The organism is Cryobacterium sp. BB307 (genome assembly GCF_012274275.1).
GTDB lineage: Bacteria > Actinomycetota > Actinomycetes > Actinomycetales > Microbacteriaceae > Terrimesophilobacter.
This window is the reverse complement of sequence record NZ_JAANZA010000002.1, coordinates 384739-401297: the sequence shown is the minus strand read 5'-3', so window position 1 is coordinate 401297 and position 16559 is coordinate 384739. Positions and strand designations below refer to the sequence as shown.

Genomic DNA, 16559 nt, shown 5'->3' with positions numbered 1-16559 from the left:
GACAGCCCAGTGAGCGGGACGGTAGTCGTTGCCGGGGCGTCCGGGTTCATCGGACGCCACCTGGTCGACTCGTTCCGCCGTGACGGCTTCACCGTCACAACCATCGGACGATCGGGCGCGGATGCCGTCTGGGGAGACCCGGACGGCATCCGCACCGCCCTGGAGGGTGCCGACCTGGTGGTCGGCCTTTCCGGCAAGAGCGTCAACTGCCGCTACACGCGCGCCAACCGCGCCGAACTCCTCCGCTCGCGACTGGACACGACCCTGGAGCTCGCCGCCGGCATCGGGGCGACCACCGCACCTCCGAAACTCTGGGTGAACGCGTCGACGGCGACCATCTACCGTCACGCCGAGGACCGGCCGATGACCGAGGCCACGGGCGAACTGGGGGAGGGCTTCTCCGTCGACATCGCCCGAGCGTGGGAGAGCGCGTTCTTCGACGGCGCGCTGCCCGCAACCCGCCGGGTCGCCCTGCGCACCTCGATCGTGCTCGGTGACGGAAGCGTGATGGTGCCATACCGGTGGCTCGTGCGCCTCGGGCTCGGTGGTCCGCAGCTTGACGGCACCTGGTTCGGCACGAGGGCGCGTCGGGTCGCCGGCACCTTCCACCAGAACCGACGCACCCGCGGAAGGCAGCGCTTCAGCTGGGTGCATCTCGACGACGTCTACGGGATCATCCGTTTCCTTCAGACCCGCGACGACCTCGACGGTGTCGTCAACGTCACCGCGCCGAACCCGGTCGACAACCGCGAACTCATGGCAACCCTGCGCACGGTGCTCCGGATGCCGCTCGGCCTGCCCGCTTTCCGGTGGATGCTCGAACTCGGGTCGATTCTCATCCGCACCGAGACCGAACTGGTGCTGAAGAGCAGGTGGGTGCTGCCAGAGCGACTCACCGCGGCGGGCTACCGGTTCCGGCACCCGGACCTCGACGGCGCGCTGCGCGACATCCTCACGCCGGAGCACACGAGCACGGTGGTGGCAAACAGCACTTCGGCACGATAGGCTGACATGTCACTTCTGTGACGTCCCATCCGCCCGCCACGGCGAAACACAACAATGCATCACCTCGTTCGTGGCCCGAACTATGTCCATTCTGGAGCAACAACTACATGACAATCGCAACGACCGACAAGGCGCCGAAGCAGGTCGCAGTCAACGACATCGGATCTGCTGAAGACTTCATGGCCGCGGTCGAGAAGACGCTGAAGTTTTTCAATGACGGTGACCTGATCGAAGGCACCGTCGTCAAGGTCGACCGGGACGAGGTTCTCCTCGATGTCGGTTACAAGACCGAGGGAGTGATCCCCTCACGCGAACTTTCCATCAAGCACGACGTCGACCCCAGCGAGGTCGTCGAGGTCGGTGACACCGTCGAGGCGCTCGTTCTCCAGAAGGAGGACAAGGAAGGGCGCCTCATCCTGTCGAAGAAGCGCGCGCAGTACGAGCGTGCGTGGGGCGACGTGGAGAAGATCAAGGATGAGGACGGTGTCGTCACCGGTACCGTCATCGAGGTGGTCAAGGGCGGCCTGATCGTCGACATCGGCCTCCGCGGCTTCCTCCCGGCGTCGCTCATCGAGCTTCGCCGCGTCCGCGACCTGACCCCGTACCTCGGGCAGGAGATCGAGGCGAAGATCCTCGAGCTGGACAAGAACCGCAACAACGTCGTGCTGTCCCGCCGCGCGCTGCTCGAGCAGACGCAGAGCGAGAGCCGCAGCTCGTTCCTCGGCAACCTCGCCAAGGGCCAGGTGCGCAAGGGCGTCGTCTCCTCGATCGTCAACTTCGGTGCGTTCGTGGACCTCGGCGGCGTCGACGGCCTGGTGCACGTCTCCGAACTCAGCTGGAAGCACATCGAGCACGCCAGCGAGGTCGTCGAGGTCGGCCAGGAGGTCACCGTCGAAATCCTCGAGGTCGACCTGGACCGCGAGCGCGTCTCGCTGTCGCTCAAGGCGACCCAGGAAGACCCGTGGCAGCTGTTCGCCCGCACCCACGCGATCGGTCAGGTCGCACCGGGCAAGGTCACCAAGCTCGTCCCGTTCGGCGCGTTCGTGCGCGTCGCGGACGGCATCGAGGGCCTCGTGCACATCTCGGAGCTCTCCGGCAAGCACGTCGAGCTCGCGGAGCAGGTCGTGTCGGTCGGTGACGAGGTGTTCGTCAAGGTCATCGACATCGACCTCGAGCGTCGCCGCATCTCGCTGAGCCTCAAGCAGGCCAACGAGGGTGTCGACCCCGAGGGCGCCGAGTTCGACCCGGCACTGTACGGCATGCTCACCGAGTACGACGAGCAGGGCAACTACAAGTACCCGGAGGGCTTCGACCCGGAGACCAACGAGTGGAAGGAAGGCTTCGAGGCCCAGCGCGAGAAGTGGGAGCAGGACTACGCTGCAGCCCAGGCTCGCTGGGAGGCCCACAAGAAGCAGGTCGCCGCATCTCTCGCCGCGGAAGCGAGCGAGACGAGCACCGGTTCCTTCACGAGCGAGTCGGCGGGCGGCGGAACCCTCGCCGACGACGAGTCCCTCGCGGCGCTGCGCGAGAAGCTTTCGAGCAACAACTAAGCGCGAACCGCTCCACGAAACGGCCGGTCCCCTCGGGGCCGGCCGTTTTCGCGTGCCTGCCGCCAGGGCCACCCCCTGTTATGCAGGACTTCCGGTCGGGTGTGGCCCCGGATGCCCGACAAAACCCCGTGGCGAGACAGTATGTCCTGCACAACAAGGGATCTCCTGCACAACAGGGAACCCACGCACGCGTAGCCCGCATCCCGCCGCCAGTAGGGTGTGATCATGCTGCTGATCGGACTCACCGGAGGCATCGCGTCGGGCAAGTCACTGGTGTCGTCGCATCTGGCCGAGCTCGGCGCGGTGGTCATCGACGCCGACCAGCTCGCGCGCGAGGTGGTCGAGCCGGGACAGAAGGCCCTCGAGCGCATCCGCGAGAAATTCGGCGACCAGGTCATCCGCGCCGACGGCACGCTCGACCGTGCCGCCCTCGGCGACCTCATCTTCCGCGACCCGGAGAAGCGCGCGCTGCTCAATGGCATCACGCATCCGGCCGTCGCCGCGCTTGCCAGCGAGCGGATCGCCGCCGCCGAGGCCGCGAATCCGGAGGCCAGGGTCGTCTACGACATCCCGCTGCTCGTCGAGACCGGGGGAGAGCGCCGCATCCCGTTCGACCTGATCGTGGTTGTGAACGCCGACACCGAGACCCGCACGCTGCGGCTCATGGAGCACCGCGGGCTGTCGCGCGCCGAGGCGGAACACCGGCTGAACTCTCAAGCCAGCGACACCGAGCGTCTCGCCATCGCCGACGTCATCATCGACAACAACGGCACGATTCAGGAGACCGTCGCGCAGGTTGATGCGCTCTGGACCAGCCTGGCCGAACGCACCCGGATGCGCTGACGCGCGAATACCAGCAGGGCTACAGCGCCGGCAGCAGGAGCAACGTGGTCGGCACGGCCAGCAGCGCCGAAGCGAACGCCACGACCAGGGCGCTGACCCACGGCTCAAGCGGGCGCACTCGGCCGTCCAGTCGTGCGATGCGCACCGCGGAGGCCGGACCCTCCGCCTCGAACTCGGATGCGCCGATCGTCGCGTCACCGGCGCTGAGGCCGTCCCGCACCAGCCGGATCGCATCTGCCAGATCGCGATCGCTGACCACGCGCCGAGCCCTGTCGTCGGCGAGCAGTTCGACGAGCGTCGCGACCGCTTCGCCCGCCAGGTTCGCGACAGGGAACCACGGCAGCGCAGCCCGCCAAGCGCGGAAGGCGATAAGAACCAGATCGTGCCGTTGCGTCGCATGCGCTCGCTCATGCTCGATGACGGCGCGCAGCTGTTCCGGAGTCAGCAGCTGGATCAGCCCCGCGGAGAGCACCGTCATCGAGCGGACGGTGCCGGGGAGGCAGTAGGCGACCGGCGCGTCATAGTCCAGCAGCCGGGTGCGCGGCTGCTCCGGATACGGCGAGCTGAGCAGGGCGACAAGCTCACGGTGCCGCCGCCGCGACCTCTCCGCCGTGTACACGGTGGCAGCCAGGTTCAAGGCGAGGTGGAGGCCGAGCAATAGCGCGGCGCTCAGCGCGAACAGCTGGATGAAGTGCGCGCCGGGCGGCAGCGTGCCATCGCCGAGGGAGCCCAGGAAGGCCTGCAGGCCATGCACCAGGTTGTCGCCGAACGGGGCGAGGCCGAACATCAGCAACGCCCCGATCATCGACAGGGCGCCGGCCAGGGCGATCGCCTGCCACAGCACGAGCGCGGTCGCGGGCGAGCGCGACGGCCAGCTCGCGGATGCGAGGAACACCGGGACCGGCCACGCCAACGCCACGGCCAGCAGACCGAGCAGGGCGGCGGCTCCGATCACTTCGCTATCAGCGGCCGGCGAGGATCCGGCGCAGCGCCGCGGCGTCGTCTTCTGAGACGCCGCCGACGAAGCGTGCCAGCACCGCCTCGCGGTCGCGGGCCGCCCCGAGCACGTCGTGCATGAGCTCCGCCATGAAATTCGCGCGCGTCGTGACCGGGCGGTAGCGGTGGGGGCGGCTGTCACGCGCCCGCGTGACGTAACCCTTGTCCTCGAGCCGGGAGAGGACGGTCAGCACGGTGGTCTGCGCCAGCTCGCGGCTGCCCTTCTGGCCACTCAGGCGGTCGCGCAGGTCGATGGCGGTCAGCGCATCCGGTGAGTCCCAGAGCGCCTCCATGACCTTCTTCTCAAGATCGCCGAGGGGGAGCATGCGATCGATACTACCCGCGCCAGCACCCGATTTCTACTTCCCGTAGAACGGGGTTATTCTACTTGGCGTAGAACTCTACGACTCGTAGAAGACGAAGCTCGTTCGAACGGAGAAGCAAGTGGACTGGCTCGACCCGGTGCTCATCGCACGGTGGCAGTTCGGCATCACCACCGTCTACCACTTCATCATGGTCCCGCTGACACTCGGCCTCGGGCCGGTCGTCGCGGTCATGCACACCATGTGGGTGCGCACCGGCATCCAGCGCTACCTGCGCCTGACGAAGTTCTGGGGAAAGCTCTACCTCATCAACTTCATCATGGGTGTCGCCACCGGCATCGTGCAGGAATTCCAGTTCGGGATGGCGTGGAGCGAGTACAGCCGCTTCGTCGGTGACGTGTTCGGTGCGCCATTGGCTATGGAGGCGCTGCTGGCCTTCTTCATCGAGTCGACCTTCCTGGGCCTGTGGATCTTCGGCTGGAACCACCTGCCGAAGAAGCTGCACGCCGCGACGATCTGGGCCGCAGTGATCGCCTCGATCATCTCCGCGTACTTCATCATCGTCGCGAACTCGTGGATGCAGCATCCGGTCGGTGTCGAAATGATCGACGGCCGGCCGGTCATGAACGACGTGATCGCCGTGATGACCAACAACACAGCGATCGTCGCGTTCGCCCACGCCATCATGGGCGCCTTCGCGGTCTCCGGTGGCTTCCTGCTCGGCATCGCCTGGTACCAACTGTGGCAGCGCCGGCGGGACGGCATCGACACGGTGGATGAGAACGGTCGCGTCGTCGTCGGGGAGGCCCCGGAGGTGCCGGGCCGCGACCGCGAGGACCACAGCGTGTGGATCAAGTCGTTGCGGGTCGGCGGCGTCGTCGCGGTGGTCGCCTTCGCCGGTGTCGCCCTCACCGGCGACCTGCAGGCCAAGCTCATGTTCGAGCAGCAGCCGCTCAAGATGGCCGCGGCGGAGGGCGCATGCTACAACGGCACCAGCTTCTCCGTGCTCGCCCTCGGCGAGCTGGGATCGCGCGACTGCGACGACGTGACGAACGTCATCGAGATCCCCGGTGTGCTGTCGTTCCTCGCCCACGGCGACTTCGAGACCGAGATCAAGGGCATCAACACCCTGGTCCCGATCTACCAGGAGCTCTACGGCACCCACATCCCGGACAACCCGCTGTACGGAGCGCACGCGGGCGAGGCCATCGAGTACGTCCCGATGCTCGAGGTCACCTACTGGGGCTTCCGTCTGATGATCGCGTTCGGCATGGCAGCGGCCGGCGTCGCCGTGCTCGCACTGTGGATGACCCGGAAGGGCACCGTGCCGCGCAGCAAGCTGATCATGCTCACCGCTATCGCCAGCATCGCCGCCCCATTCGCCGCGAACTCGGCCGGGTGGATCTTCACCGAGATGGGCCGGCAGCCGTTCGTGGTCGCCCCCAACCCGACCGGCATCGACGGTGTCTACATGTTCACCGCGGCGGCGGTTTCGCCGGGTGTCAGCGCCGGGGAACTGCTGTTCTCGGTGATCACGCTCACCCTCGTCTACGCGGCGCTCCTGGTCGTCGAGCTGACGCTGCTCGTGCGCTACGTGCGCGGCGGGGTGGCAAGCGCGATGCCGGAACTCGGCACACCGGATGACGGCGACCCACAGGACAAGGACAAGGACGAGACCGACGTCCTCGCCTTCGCCTACTGAGTACCGAGTCACGAAAAGGAACTGGACTGATGGATTTCCTGCCAACGCTGTGGTTTGTGCTCATTGCCTTCCTCTGGATCGGCTACCTGCTGCTTGACGGGTTCGACCTCGGGGTGGGCATGCACATGCTGGTCTCCACGCGCAGCGAGAAGGAGCGCAGGCTGCTGCTCAACACGATCGGCCCGGTCTGGGACGGCAACGAGGTGTGGTTGATCACCGCGGGTGCTGCGACCTTCGCCGCGTTCCCCGTCTGGTACGCGACCCTCTTCTCCGGGCTCTACCTGCCGCTGGTGATCGTGCTGCTCGCCCTCATCGTTCGCGCGGTGTCGATCGAGTACCGCGGGAAGGCGGCGACAGAGCGCGGACGTCGGGTTTGGCACGTGCTGCTGGGCGCCGGTTCGTTCGGCGCGGCATTCGGCATCGGCGCGATGCTCGCGATCACGACGACCGGACTGCCGATCGATGAGAACGCCATCCGCGTCGGCGGCGCGTTCGCGTGGTTCAGTCTCGAGTCGGTGATCGGCGGGCTGGCCGTCGTCGGATTCTGCTTCGTGCATGGCGCAACCTTCCTGGCGCTGAAGACCGACGGCGACATCCGCTACCGGATGCGCCGGATCATCCGGCTTAGCGCCCCGGTCGCGTTGCTGCCGATCGTCGTCTGGGTGCTCATCGTCGTCGCCGACGGCAGCTCACTGACCGCGTACGGTCTTGTCGGCGTCGCGGCGAGCGGCGCGGTGATCGGCTGGATCGCCAACCGGGCAGGGCGGGAAGGGTGGGCCTTCACCGGCTTCTCGGTCCTGCTCACCGCGGGCGCCTCGGCGATATTCCTCGCTGCCTACCCGGTCGTCCTCCCGTCGTCGATCGATGCCGCATACGACCTCACCATCCAGAACGCGTCGTCGTCCGACTACACACTCGGCGTCATGACCGTCGTCGCCGCCATCGGCATCCCGGTGCTGCTGGTCTACCAGGGGTGGAGCTACTGGGTGTTCCGCAAGCGACTGACAGCTGCGGCGATCCCGGACGCGCAGCCGGTTGTGCCGGCGGTGAAGCGGCCGTGACCAGGAGCAGGGCCAGGGCAGGGTCGCCGATCGCGCTGCTGTCGGCGGCCGACCGCCCGGTGCTGTACCTGCTCGGCCTGCTGAGCGCGCTCAAAGGGGTGGGCCTGGTCGGGCTGGCCTGGGCGCTCGCGCACGGCATCGTCGCCGTCATCGACGGCACGGCCGGCTGGCAGGTGGCTGTCGTGGTCGGTCTGGGCTGTGCGGTGCTCCGCGCCGTCGTCGCGTGGGCGCACAACGCGCTTTCGGCACGAGCCGCGTTGGGCGCCAAGGAGCGGCTGCGCGCGCGACTGGCCGAAGCGGCGGTGCGCGACCCGTACGTCTCCGAGGGTTCGCTCACCACCCTTGCGACCCACGGTCTCGACGCGCTCGACGACTACGTCACGGTGTTCCTGCCCGCGACCGTGTCGGCTGCGACGATCCCACTCCTCGCCGGCGTCGCGATCCTGTCTGCCGACTGGGTGAGTGCGCTCATCATCGTGCTCACAGTCCCGCTGGTGCCGCTGTTCATGGCGCTCATCGGCGTGCACACTCAGGAGCGGGTGAGCGCGGCGGCGGATGCGCTCGCGCGGTTCTCCGACCACCTGGTCGAACTGGCCCGCGGGCTGCCGGTGCTGGTCGGCCTCGGCCGCTCGCGCGAGCAGGCCGACGCGCTGCACCGGATCGCGCAGCGGCAGCACAACACCACGCTGCAGACGCTGAAGACCGCGTTCCTGTCCAGCCTCGCGCTCGAGCTGATCTCCACCATCTCGGTGGCCGTGGTCGCGGTGTTCATCGGTGTGCGCCTGGTCTACGGCGAACTCGACCTGACCGTCGGACTGTTCGCTCTCCTGCTCGCCCCCGAGTGCTTCGCGCCGTTCCGCGACGTCGGCGCCGCCTACCACGCCTCCGACGACGGTCGCGAGGCACTGCGGCGCGCCACCGCGATCGTCGACGCGCCACGACCCACGCGCGCGGCAGTCAGCGGGACACTGCCGCTGCGGGTGCGCAACCTGACCGTGCGGTATCCGGAGCGCTCCGCCGCGGCGGTGAGCGACGTCTCGTTCAACGCCGAGCGGGGCAGGGTCACCCTGCTTGACGGCCAGAGCGGCGCGGGCAAGTCGACGGTGTTCGCCGTGCTGAACGGTCGCACCGCAGACGGCGCGCACGGCGTCGAGGTCGAGGGCGACCTGACCGGGCTGCCCTCTGGCGGCACCGCCTGGCTTCCACAGCGGCCGGTGGTGACGGGCGACACCGTCGAGCTGGAACTCGAGAACTTCGGCGCGACGGATGCCGCGGCGCTGCTGCGCCGGGTCGGCCTCGCCCATCGGGCTGGCGCGCATCCGGCTCAGCTGAGCCCGGGGGAGCTCCGGCGCCTCGCCTTCGCCCGGGTGCTCGCGCGAGTGGATGCCGGCGCCGAGCTCGTGCTGCTGGACGAGCCGACCGCCCACCTCGACGCGCACAGCGCGGCGGTGATCGTGCGGCTCATCCGGGAGCTGCGCGCGAGTGGTGACGTCGCCATCATCGCAGCCTCGCACGACGACCGGGTCCGCGTCCTGGCCGATGACCGGGTCGTGCTCGGCGCGACGCTGGACGCGGTAGCAGAGGACCTGCCCGCGGTCGTCCAGGAGTCGACGGGCGAATCGCAGCTCAGGTCGACCGTCGCGGGACGCCGGGCGCATCCGGTGCGCGAACTGGTCGCCTTCCTGCGCCCGGTCGCCGGCAGGTTCGCGTTCGCGGCGCTGCTCGGAACCCTCGCGGCACTGTTCGCGGTGTCGCTGACCGCGGTGTCGGCCTGGCTGATCGTGCGCGCGAGCGAGCAGCCGCCAATCCTGCACCTCATGGTCGCCATCGTCGGCGTGCGCTTCTTCGGGCTCGGTCGCGCGGTGCTGCGCTATTGGGAGCGGCTGCAGACCCACGATGCGGTGTTCGCGGCGGTCACCCGCTTGCGCATGCGGCTGTGGAACGGGCTCGCCGGTTCCGGCGTTGTGAACCGTGCCGCGCTGCAGGGCGGTCGGGCGCTGTCGCGTCTGGTGCACGACGCCGACCAGGTGCGCGACCTCGCGGTCCGGGTCGTTCAGCCGGTGCTGGTCGGGGCGCTGACCTCCGCCGCGGTGCTCATCGCTGTGGCGGCCATCCATCCGGACGCGGTCGGGCCCTTCCTGCTCGCGGTGCTGATCGCCCTCGTTGTCGCGCCCGCCGTCGCGCTGCTCACCGACCGCGCTGCCACCCGCTCGCAGTCGCTGCTGAGGTCTCAGGTCATGCAACGGTTCGCTGCCCTGGTCGCGGCGAGCGACGACCTGAGCGGAAATGGGGTGGACGAAAGGATGCGCGCCGAGCTCGCGGGCCTCGACGCGCGCGCGAGCGGCACGGCTCGGCGTGGCGCCCTGGCGCTCGGCGCCGGGAACGCGATCGTCGTGCTGGTGTTCTGCGCGCTCGCGCCGCTCACCCTCGCAATCAGCGCACCGGCAGCCGCCAGCGGTGCCCTCCATGCCGGACTGGTCGCCGTGCTTGCCCTGCTGCCGCTCGGCCTCATCGAGCCGGTGCTCGAACTGGTTGCCGCCGTGCAGCAGGCGCCCGCGCTGCGCGATGCCCTCAGCCGGGTGTCCACCACGACGACGGATGCGATGCCGGAGCGCGCCGCAGATGCCCCGCCGATCGATTCGATCACCCTCGACGACCTGAGCGTGCGCTGGCCGGACGCGCCGGCGCCGGCGTTCACCGGGGTCTCGGCCACGCTGACCGGCGGCGACTGGCTCACCGTCACCGGGCCATCCGGCGCGGGCAAGTCGACCCTGCTGCTGACCCTGCTCGGCCAGCTGCGTCCCGAGGGCGGCCGCTACCTGGTCAACGGCAGGGACACCGCAGAACTCGACCCGGCGCTGCTGCGTGAGCGCATCGCCTGGTGCCCGCAGGAGGGGCACCTGTTCAACTCCACGCTGCGCGGCAACCTGACCATCGCCCGCGACCGCTCTGACGCGCCGGATGACACCGAGCTGACCGTGGTGCTGCGTCGGGTGGGCCTCGGTGACCTGCTCGAGCGTCTCCCGCTGGGCCTGGACACGCCCATCGGCGCGGCCGGCAGCAGGCTGTCCGGCGGGGAGCGGCAACGTGTCGCCGTCGCCCGCACGCTGCTGGCGCCCGCGGACGTGGTGCTCATCGACGAGCCGACAGCGCACCTCGATACGGCATCCGCCGAGGCCCTGATGGCGGACCTGCGCACCGCGCTGGCTGACCGCATCGTCGTGCTGGTCACCCACGACGCGAGCGTGTCAGGGGAGCGGCTTAGTCTTAACTGATGCAGCCAACGCGTGCGGTGAGGCCGTTCGAGGTCATCAGCGAGTACGAACCGAGCGGCGACCAGCCGACCGCGATCGCCGAACTGGCGGCGCGAGTCACCGCGGGAGAGACGGATGTCGTGCTGCTCGGCGCCACCGGAACCGGCAAGTCGGCGACCACCGCGTGGCTGATCGAACAGGTCCAGCGCCCGACGCTGGTGCTCGCCCACAACAAGACGCTCGCCGCACAATTGGCCAACGAGTTCCGGGAACTGATGCCCAACAACGCGGTCGAATACTTCGTCTCCTACTACGACTACTACCAGCCGGAGGCGTACGTCCCGCAGACCGACACCTTCATCGAGAAGGACAGCTCGATCAACGCCGAGGTGGAACGGCTGCGCCACTCGACCACCAACTCGCTGCTCAGTCGCCGGGACGTGATCGTGGTGTCCACCGTGTCCTGCATTTACGGCCTCGGCGCGGCCGAGGAGTACCTGGAGGCGATGGTCGCGCTGCAGGTGGGCCAGCGCATCTCCCGCGACCAGCTGATCCGTCGATTCGTCGCCATGCAATACCAGCGGAACGACATCGATTTCTCCCGCGGCAAATTCCGCGTGCGCGGCGACACCCTCGAGATCATCCCGGTCTACGAGGAGCACGCGATCCGGATCGAGATGTTCGGTGACGAGATCGAGGCGCTGTACTCGCTGCATCCGCTCACCGGCGAAGTGCTGCAGCAGATGGACGCCGTCTCAGTGTTTCCCGCGACGCACTACGCGGCAAGCCCGACCACCATGCACCGCGCGATCGGCACCATCCGGGAGGAACTCGCCGAGCGACTGGCAGAGTTGGAGAAAGCCGGCAAGCTGCTCGAGGCGCAGAGGTTGCGGATGCGCACCACCTTTGACCTCGAGATGATGGAGCAGATCGGGTTCTGCAGCGGCATCGAGAACTACTCCAGGCACATCGACGGGCGCTCAGCGGGGGAGCCGCCGAACTGCCTGCTCGACTACTTCCCAGAGGACTTCCTCGTCGTCATCGACGAGTCGCACGTCACGGTGCCGCAGATCGGGGCGATGTACGAGGGCGACGCCTCCCGCAAGCGCACCCTGGTGGAGCACGGGTTCCGGCTGCCCAGCGCGCTCGACAACCGGCCGCTGACCTTTGACGAGTTCCTCGACCGGGTCGGCCAGAAGGTCTACCTGTCTGCGACGCCCGGTAGGTACGAACTCGGCATCACCGACAGCATCGTCGAGCAGATCATCCGCCCCACCGGCTTGGTCGACCCCGAAATCGTGGTCAAGCCGAGCAAGGGGCAGATCGACGACCTGCTCGAGGAGATCCGCCGGCGTACCGACCGCGACGAGCGGGTGCTCGTCACCACGCTCACCAAGAAGATGGCGGAGGAGCTCACCGACTTCCTGACGGAAGCGGGCGTCAGGGTGCGCTACCTGCACTCGGATGTCGACACGCTGCGCAGGGTTGAGCTGCTCACCGAACTGCGCCAGGGCGTATACGACGTGCTCGTGGGCATCAACCTGCTCCGTGAGGGCCTCGACCTGCCCGAGGTGTCGCTGGTGGCGATCCTCGACGCCGACAAGGAGGGCTTCCTGCGCTCGTCGACGTCGCTCATCCAGACCATCGGCCGCGCCGCCCGCAACGTGTCCGGTTCTGTGCACATGTACGCCGACGTGCTCACCGATTCGATGAAGATCGCGATCGAGGAGACCAACCGGCGACGGGACAGGCAGCTCGCCTACAACGCCGAGCACGGGATCGACCCCACTCCGCTGCGCAAGCGCATCGCCGACATCACCGATGTTCTAATCCGCGAGGGAGCGGACACCAAGGAGCTCCTGTCCGGTCGCGACTCGCGCAAACGCGCGGCGACGCCGGCGCTGCGCCGCGAGGGCCTCGCGGCGGCGGGCGCCAACGAGCTCGAGAGCATCATCGCCGACCTCAACGACCAGATGCTCGCGGCGGCCGGTGAGCTCAAGTTCGAGCTCGCGGCGCGGCTGCGTGACGAGGTGGCCGACCTGAAGAAGGAGCTGCGCCAGATGGAGGCAGCCGGCCACATCTGAGTCTCTCTAGAAAACCGCTAGTATTCATCGACACTTTGTCACTGGTTAACCGCGAGTTTGAGAGTACGAGATGGCCACTGCGCTTCCCAGCTTCAACCCGCCCCGGCCCTCCGGTCCCTGCGACACCTCCGACCTGATCCTCATCCACAGCACGCTTCGCCGCCTGTTCGCCGAGGCACCGGGGCTGGTGCGCGCCGTCGCGGACGGTGACCACAAGCACACTGGCCAGGTCGCTGAGCACCTCGATGACATCGCCGACATGCTGCACACCCATCACGAAGGTCAAGACAGGGTGCTCTGGGACCGGCTCGAGCAGCGCTCCCCGGCGTGCGTGCCGCTGGTCGGTCGTATGCGCGCGCAGCATGACGAGATCAGTCTCCTGCTCGACCGCCTGGACCTGCACCTCACCACCTGGCGTTCCACCGCGCACGTCGATGACGGGCAGGGGGTCGCGGAGGTGCTCGCCCATCTGGGCGCGGTCCTCGTGCAGCACCTGGCCGAAGAGGAACAGCAGATCGTGCCGATCGTCGCCGCGACGCTGACCCAGCAGGAGTGGGACGAGCTCGCCGCCCACCGCCGCGAGTCGACCCCGAAGAACAGGCTGCTCATCCGGCTCGGCTTCCTGCTCGAGTCGATCCCGCCCGAGGACCGGGACGCGTGGATGCTGGCGACCCTGCCGCGAGTGCCGCGCGTGTTGTACACCCTGATCGGCAAGCGTCAATACGCGGCTCACCGCAGGCGTGTGCTCGGCGACGCGTGACCTGCGTGCACGCATCCACCGCGCGAGCGCGATAGCATAGAACATCCGTTCGAGGTGACACGGGGCGCTTGGGTCACGGTCAATGCCCAGCGGAAGATGGCAGAGAATTGACTTCAGTGAGTATCGACCCTGTAGACGGCCCGCGGCTGAGCGTCCGTGGCGCGCGCGTGCACAACCTCCGCAACATCGACCTCGAGATCCCGCGCGACTCCCTTGTCGTGTTCACCGGGCTCTCCGGATCGGGGAAGTCCTCGCTCGCGTTCGACACGATCTTCGCGGAGGGCCAACGCCGGTACGTCGAGTCGCTGTCGGCGTACGCGCGGCAGTTCCTCGGCCAGGTCGACCGACCGGATGTCGACTTCATCGAGGGCTTGAGCCCTGCGGTCGCGATCGACCAGAAGTCGACCAACCGCAACCCGAGGTCTACGGTGGGCACGATCACCGAGATCTACGACTACATGCGCCTGCTGTGGGCGCGCATCGGCGTTCCGCACTGCGCAGTGTGCGGCGAGGCCATCTCCAAGCAGTCGGTGCAGCAGATCGCCGACCAGCTGATGACCCTGGAGCCGGGCACCCGGTATCAGGTTGTTGCCCCGCTGATCTGGCAGAAGAAGGGCGAGTTCGTCGACCTGTTCCGCGAGCTCGCCTCCAGCGGCTACTCCCGCGCGCTCGTCGACGGTGAGGCGGTGCAGCTGTCCAACCCGCCGACGCTGAAGAAGCAGCTCAAGCACGACATCTCGGTCATCGTGGACCGTTTGGTGGCGGCCGACGACATCCTGACCAGGCTGACCGATTCGCTCGAGACGGCGCTGCGGCTCGCCGACGGCATCGTCGCGGTGAACTTCGTCGACGGGGAGGGCGACGGCGCGTGGCGCAGCTTCTCCGAGAAGCTGTCCTGCCCGAACGGCCACCCGGTGCAGCTCACCGAGATCGAGCCGCGCACGTTCTCGTTCAACGCGCCGTTCGGCGCCTGCCCCGAGTGCTCCGGCATCGGCACCCGGATGTCGGTCGATCCCGAGCTGCTGCTCGGCGACCCGGCGCTGAGCCTCGCCGAGGGCGTCATCCTGCCGTGGACCCAGGGCGGCAAGGGCCTCTACAACTACTTCCAGCGGTTGCTCGAGGGCCTGGGCAAGGACCTCGACTTCTCTCTCGACACCCCCTGGGAGGACCTGCACGGTGAGGTGCAGGATGCGATCCTGCGCGGCAACGACTTCAACGTCACGGTGCGCTGGAAGAACCGGTACGGGCGCGAGATGCGCTACAGCACCGGCTTCGAGGGCGTCATGCCGTACATCGAACGCAAGTTCCTGGAGGCAGAATCGGACTCGGCCAGGCAGCGCTACGGCAGCTACCTGCGCGAGGTGCCGTGTCCGGTGTGCGAAGGCAAGCGGCTCAAGCCGGAAGTGCTTGCGGTCACCATTCACGGCCGCAGCATCGCAGACGTCAGCGACCTGAGCCTCGTCGACTCGTACGCGTTCATGAACGGGCTCGAGCTCACCGAGCGGGAGGCGCACATCGCCGCCGCGGTGCTGCGGGAGATCCGTGCGCGTCTCGACTTCCTCATCGAGGTCGGCCTGAGCTACCTGGACCTGTCCCGGTCCGCGGGGTCGCTGTCCGGCGGGGAGGCACAGCGCATCCGGCTGGCGACGCAGATCGGCTCCGGGCTCACCGGCGTGCTGTACGTGCTGGACGAGCCGAGCATCGGCCTGCACCAACGTGATAACCGGCGGCTCATCGACACGCTCGTCAAGCTGAAGACCCTCGGCAACACCCTCATCGTCGTCGAACACGACGAGGACACCATCCGCACAGCCGACTGGTTGGTCGACATCGGCCCGGGGGCGGGGGAGCACGGCGGCAAGGTCGTCCACTCCGGCAGCTACGCGCGGCTGCTCGAGAACACCCATTCGATCACCGGCGACTACCTGGCCGGGCGGCGCGAGATCGCAACACCGAAGAAGCGGCGCAAGGTCGACAAGAAGCGGATGCTTACGGTCGAGGGCGCGCGCGCGAACAACCTCAAGGACGTCACGGTCGGCTTCCCGCTCGGCACCTTCACCGCGGTCACCGGGGTGAGCGGATCGGGCAAGTCGTCGCTCGTCAACGACGTCCTGTACCGTGCCCTGGCCAACGAGCTGAACGGCGCCAGGCAGATCCCGGGCAAGCACACCCGCATCAGCGGACTCGACAACCTGGACAAGATCGTGCACGTCGACCAGGCGCCGATCGGCCGCACCCCCCGGTCGAACCCCGCAACCTACACCGGCGTCTTCGACCGCATCCGCACCCTGTTCTCCGAGACGGCTGAAGCCAAGGCGCGCGGCTACCTGCCCGGCCGGTTCAGCTTCAACGTCAAGGGCGGCCGCTGCGAGAACTGCTCAGGCGACGGCACGATCAAGATCGAGATGAACTTCCTGCCCGACGTCTACGTGACCTGCGAGGTGTGCGGGGGAGCGCGCTACAACCGCGACACCCTGTCGGTGCACTACAAGGGCAAGAACATCGCCGAAGTGCTCGACATGCCGATCCGTGAGGCGGCGGAGTTCTTCGAGGCGATCAGCGCCATCCACCGCTACCTGAAGACGCTGGAGGAGGTCGGGCTCGGCTACGTGCGGCTCGGGCAGAGCGCGACGACACTGTCCGGCGGTGAGGCGCAACGCGTCAAGCTCGCCACCGAGCTGCAGCGTCGCTCTGTCGGCCGCAGCATCTACGTGCTCGACGAGCCCACAACCGGTCTGCACTTCGAGGACGTGCGTAAACTCCTGCTCGTGCTGAATGGCCTGGTGGACAAGGGGAACACCGTCATTGTGATCGAGCACAACCTCGACGTGATCAAGTCGGCGGACTGGATAATCGATCTCGGGCCGGAGGGCGGCGCTGGCGGCGGCACCGTCGTCGCGACCGGCACCCCGGAGAAGATCGCGAAGGCGCCGGACAGCCACACAGGGACCTTCCTCGCCGAGGTCCTCGGCGTGTAAGGC

The 16559-nt window shown here is 68.1% G+C and carries 11 protein-coding genes; 9 read left to right on the top strand and 2 right to left on the bottom strand.

What is annotated here, in order from left to right:
* Positions 1–9: 9 nt before the first annotated feature.
* The 3 genes from HGK58_RS09215 to coaE all read left to right on the top strand — a co-directional run bounded on the left by HGK58_RS09215 (position 10) and on the right by coaE (position 3398).
* Positions 10–1005 (top strand): DUF1731 domain-containing protein, encoded by a 996-nt coding sequence (locus tag HGK58_RS09215; protein ID WP_168627286.1) that lies wholly within the window; start codon positions 10–12, stop codon positions 1003–1005.
* Positions 1006–1112: 107 nt separating this feature from the next.
* On the top strand, positions 1113–2555 hold the full coding sequence (rpsA, locus tag HGK58_RS09210; RefSeq protein WP_168627285.1) for a 30S ribosomal protein S1: 1443 nt from the start codon (positions 1113–1115) through the stop codon (positions 2553–2555).
* Positions 2556–2780: 225 nt separating this feature from the next.
* The gene (gene coaE / locus HGK58_RS09205; RefSeq protein WP_168627284.1) at positions 2781–3398 is read left to right on the top strand and encodes a dephospho-CoA kinase; all 618 of its coding nucleotides are present in this window, start codon (positions 2781–2783) and stop codon (positions 3396–3398) included.
* 19 nt (positions 3399–3417) lie between these two features.
* Here the strand turns inward: coaE and HGK58_RS09200 are convergent, their stop codons facing one another.
* Both HGK58_RS09200 and HGK58_RS09195 read right to left on the bottom strand, forming a co-directional pair.
* Complete coding sequence (locus HGK58_RS09200) at positions 3418–4353, bottom strand: M56 family metallopeptidase (protein WP_168627283.1); 936 nt, start codon at positions 4351–4353, stop codon at positions 3418–3420.
* A gap of 7 nt (positions 4354–4360) precedes the next feature.
* Positions 4361–4720, bottom strand: a complete 360-nt coding sequence (locus HGK58_RS09195) for a BlaI/MecI/CopY family transcriptional regulator (RefSeq protein WP_168627282.1) — start codon at positions 4718–4720, stop codon at positions 4361–4363.
* Positions 4721–4838: 118 nt separating this feature from the next.
* On the opposite strand from HGK58_RS09195, the gene HGK58_RS09190 reads away from it, so the two are divergent.
* The 6 genes from HGK58_RS09190 (at position 4839) to uvrA (ending at position 16556) form a co-directional block, all read left to right on the top strand.
* A complete protein-coding gene (locus HGK58_RS09190; RefSeq protein WP_349236187.1) occupies positions 4839–6419 on the top strand; it encodes a cytochrome ubiquinol oxidase subunit I in 1581 nt (526 codons plus the stop codon).
* Positions 6420–6448: 29 nt separating this feature from the next.
* Complete coding sequence (gene cydB, locus HGK58_RS09185; RefSeq protein ID WP_168627281.1) at positions 6449–7480, top strand: cytochrome d ubiquinol oxidase subunit II; 1032 nt, start codon at positions 6449–6451, stop codon at positions 7478–7480.
* Positions 7477–10755 (top strand): thiol reductant ABC exporter subunit CydC, encoded by a 3279-nt coding sequence (gene cydC, locus HGK58_RS09180; RefSeq protein ID WP_349236186.1) that lies wholly within the window; start codon positions 7477–7479, stop codon positions 10753–10755. Before cydB ends, cydC begins: the two co-directional genes overlap by 4 nt.
* A complete protein-coding gene (uvrB, locus tag HGK58_RS09175) occupies positions 10755–12818 on the top strand; it encodes an excinuclease ABC subunit UvrB (RefSeq protein WP_168627280.1) in 2064 nt (687 codons plus the stop codon). The genes cydC and uvrB overlap by 1 nt, the downstream gene beginning before the upstream one ends.
* Before the next feature lie 70 nt (positions 12819–12888).
* A complete protein-coding gene (locus HGK58_RS09170) occupies positions 12889–13578 on the top strand; it encodes a hemerythrin domain-containing protein (protein WP_168627279.1) in 690 nt (229 codons plus the stop codon).
* 116 nt (positions 13579–13694) lie between these two features.
* Complete coding sequence (gene uvrA, locus HGK58_RS09165) at positions 13695–16556, top strand: excinuclease ABC subunit UvrA (RefSeq protein ID WP_168627278.1); 2862 nt, start codon at positions 13695–13697, stop codon at positions 16554–16556.
* The last annotated feature ends 3 nt before the right edge of the window (positions 16557–16559 follow it).

What these genes read in the sequence shown, in the direction of transcription:
- rpsA (WP_168627285.1), top strand. Translation starts at nt 1,113, where the DNA reads ATGACAATCGCAACGACCGACAAGGCGCCGAAGCAGGTCGCAGTCAAC.
- coaE (WP_168627284.1), top strand. Translation starts at nt 2,781, where the DNA reads ATGCTGCTGATCGGACTCACCGGAGGCATCGCGTCGGGCAAGTCACTG.
- HGK58_RS09195 (WP_168627282.1), bottom strand. Translation starts at nt 4,720, where the DNA reads ATGCTCCCCCTCGGCGATCTTGAGAAGAAGGTCATGGAGGCGCTCTGG.
- cydB (WP_168627281.1), top strand. Translation starts at nt 6,449, where the DNA reads ATGGATTTCCTGCCAACGCTGTGGTTTGTGCTCATTGCCTTCCTCTGG.
- uvrB (WP_168627280.1), top strand. Translation starts at nt 10,755, where the DNA reads ATGCAGCCAACGCGTGCGGTGAGGCCGTTCGAGGTCATCAGCGAGTAC.
- HGK58_RS09170 (WP_168627279.1), top strand. Translation starts at nt 12,889, where the DNA reads ATGGCCACTGCGCTTCCCAGCTTCAACCCGCCCCGGCCCTCCGGTCCC.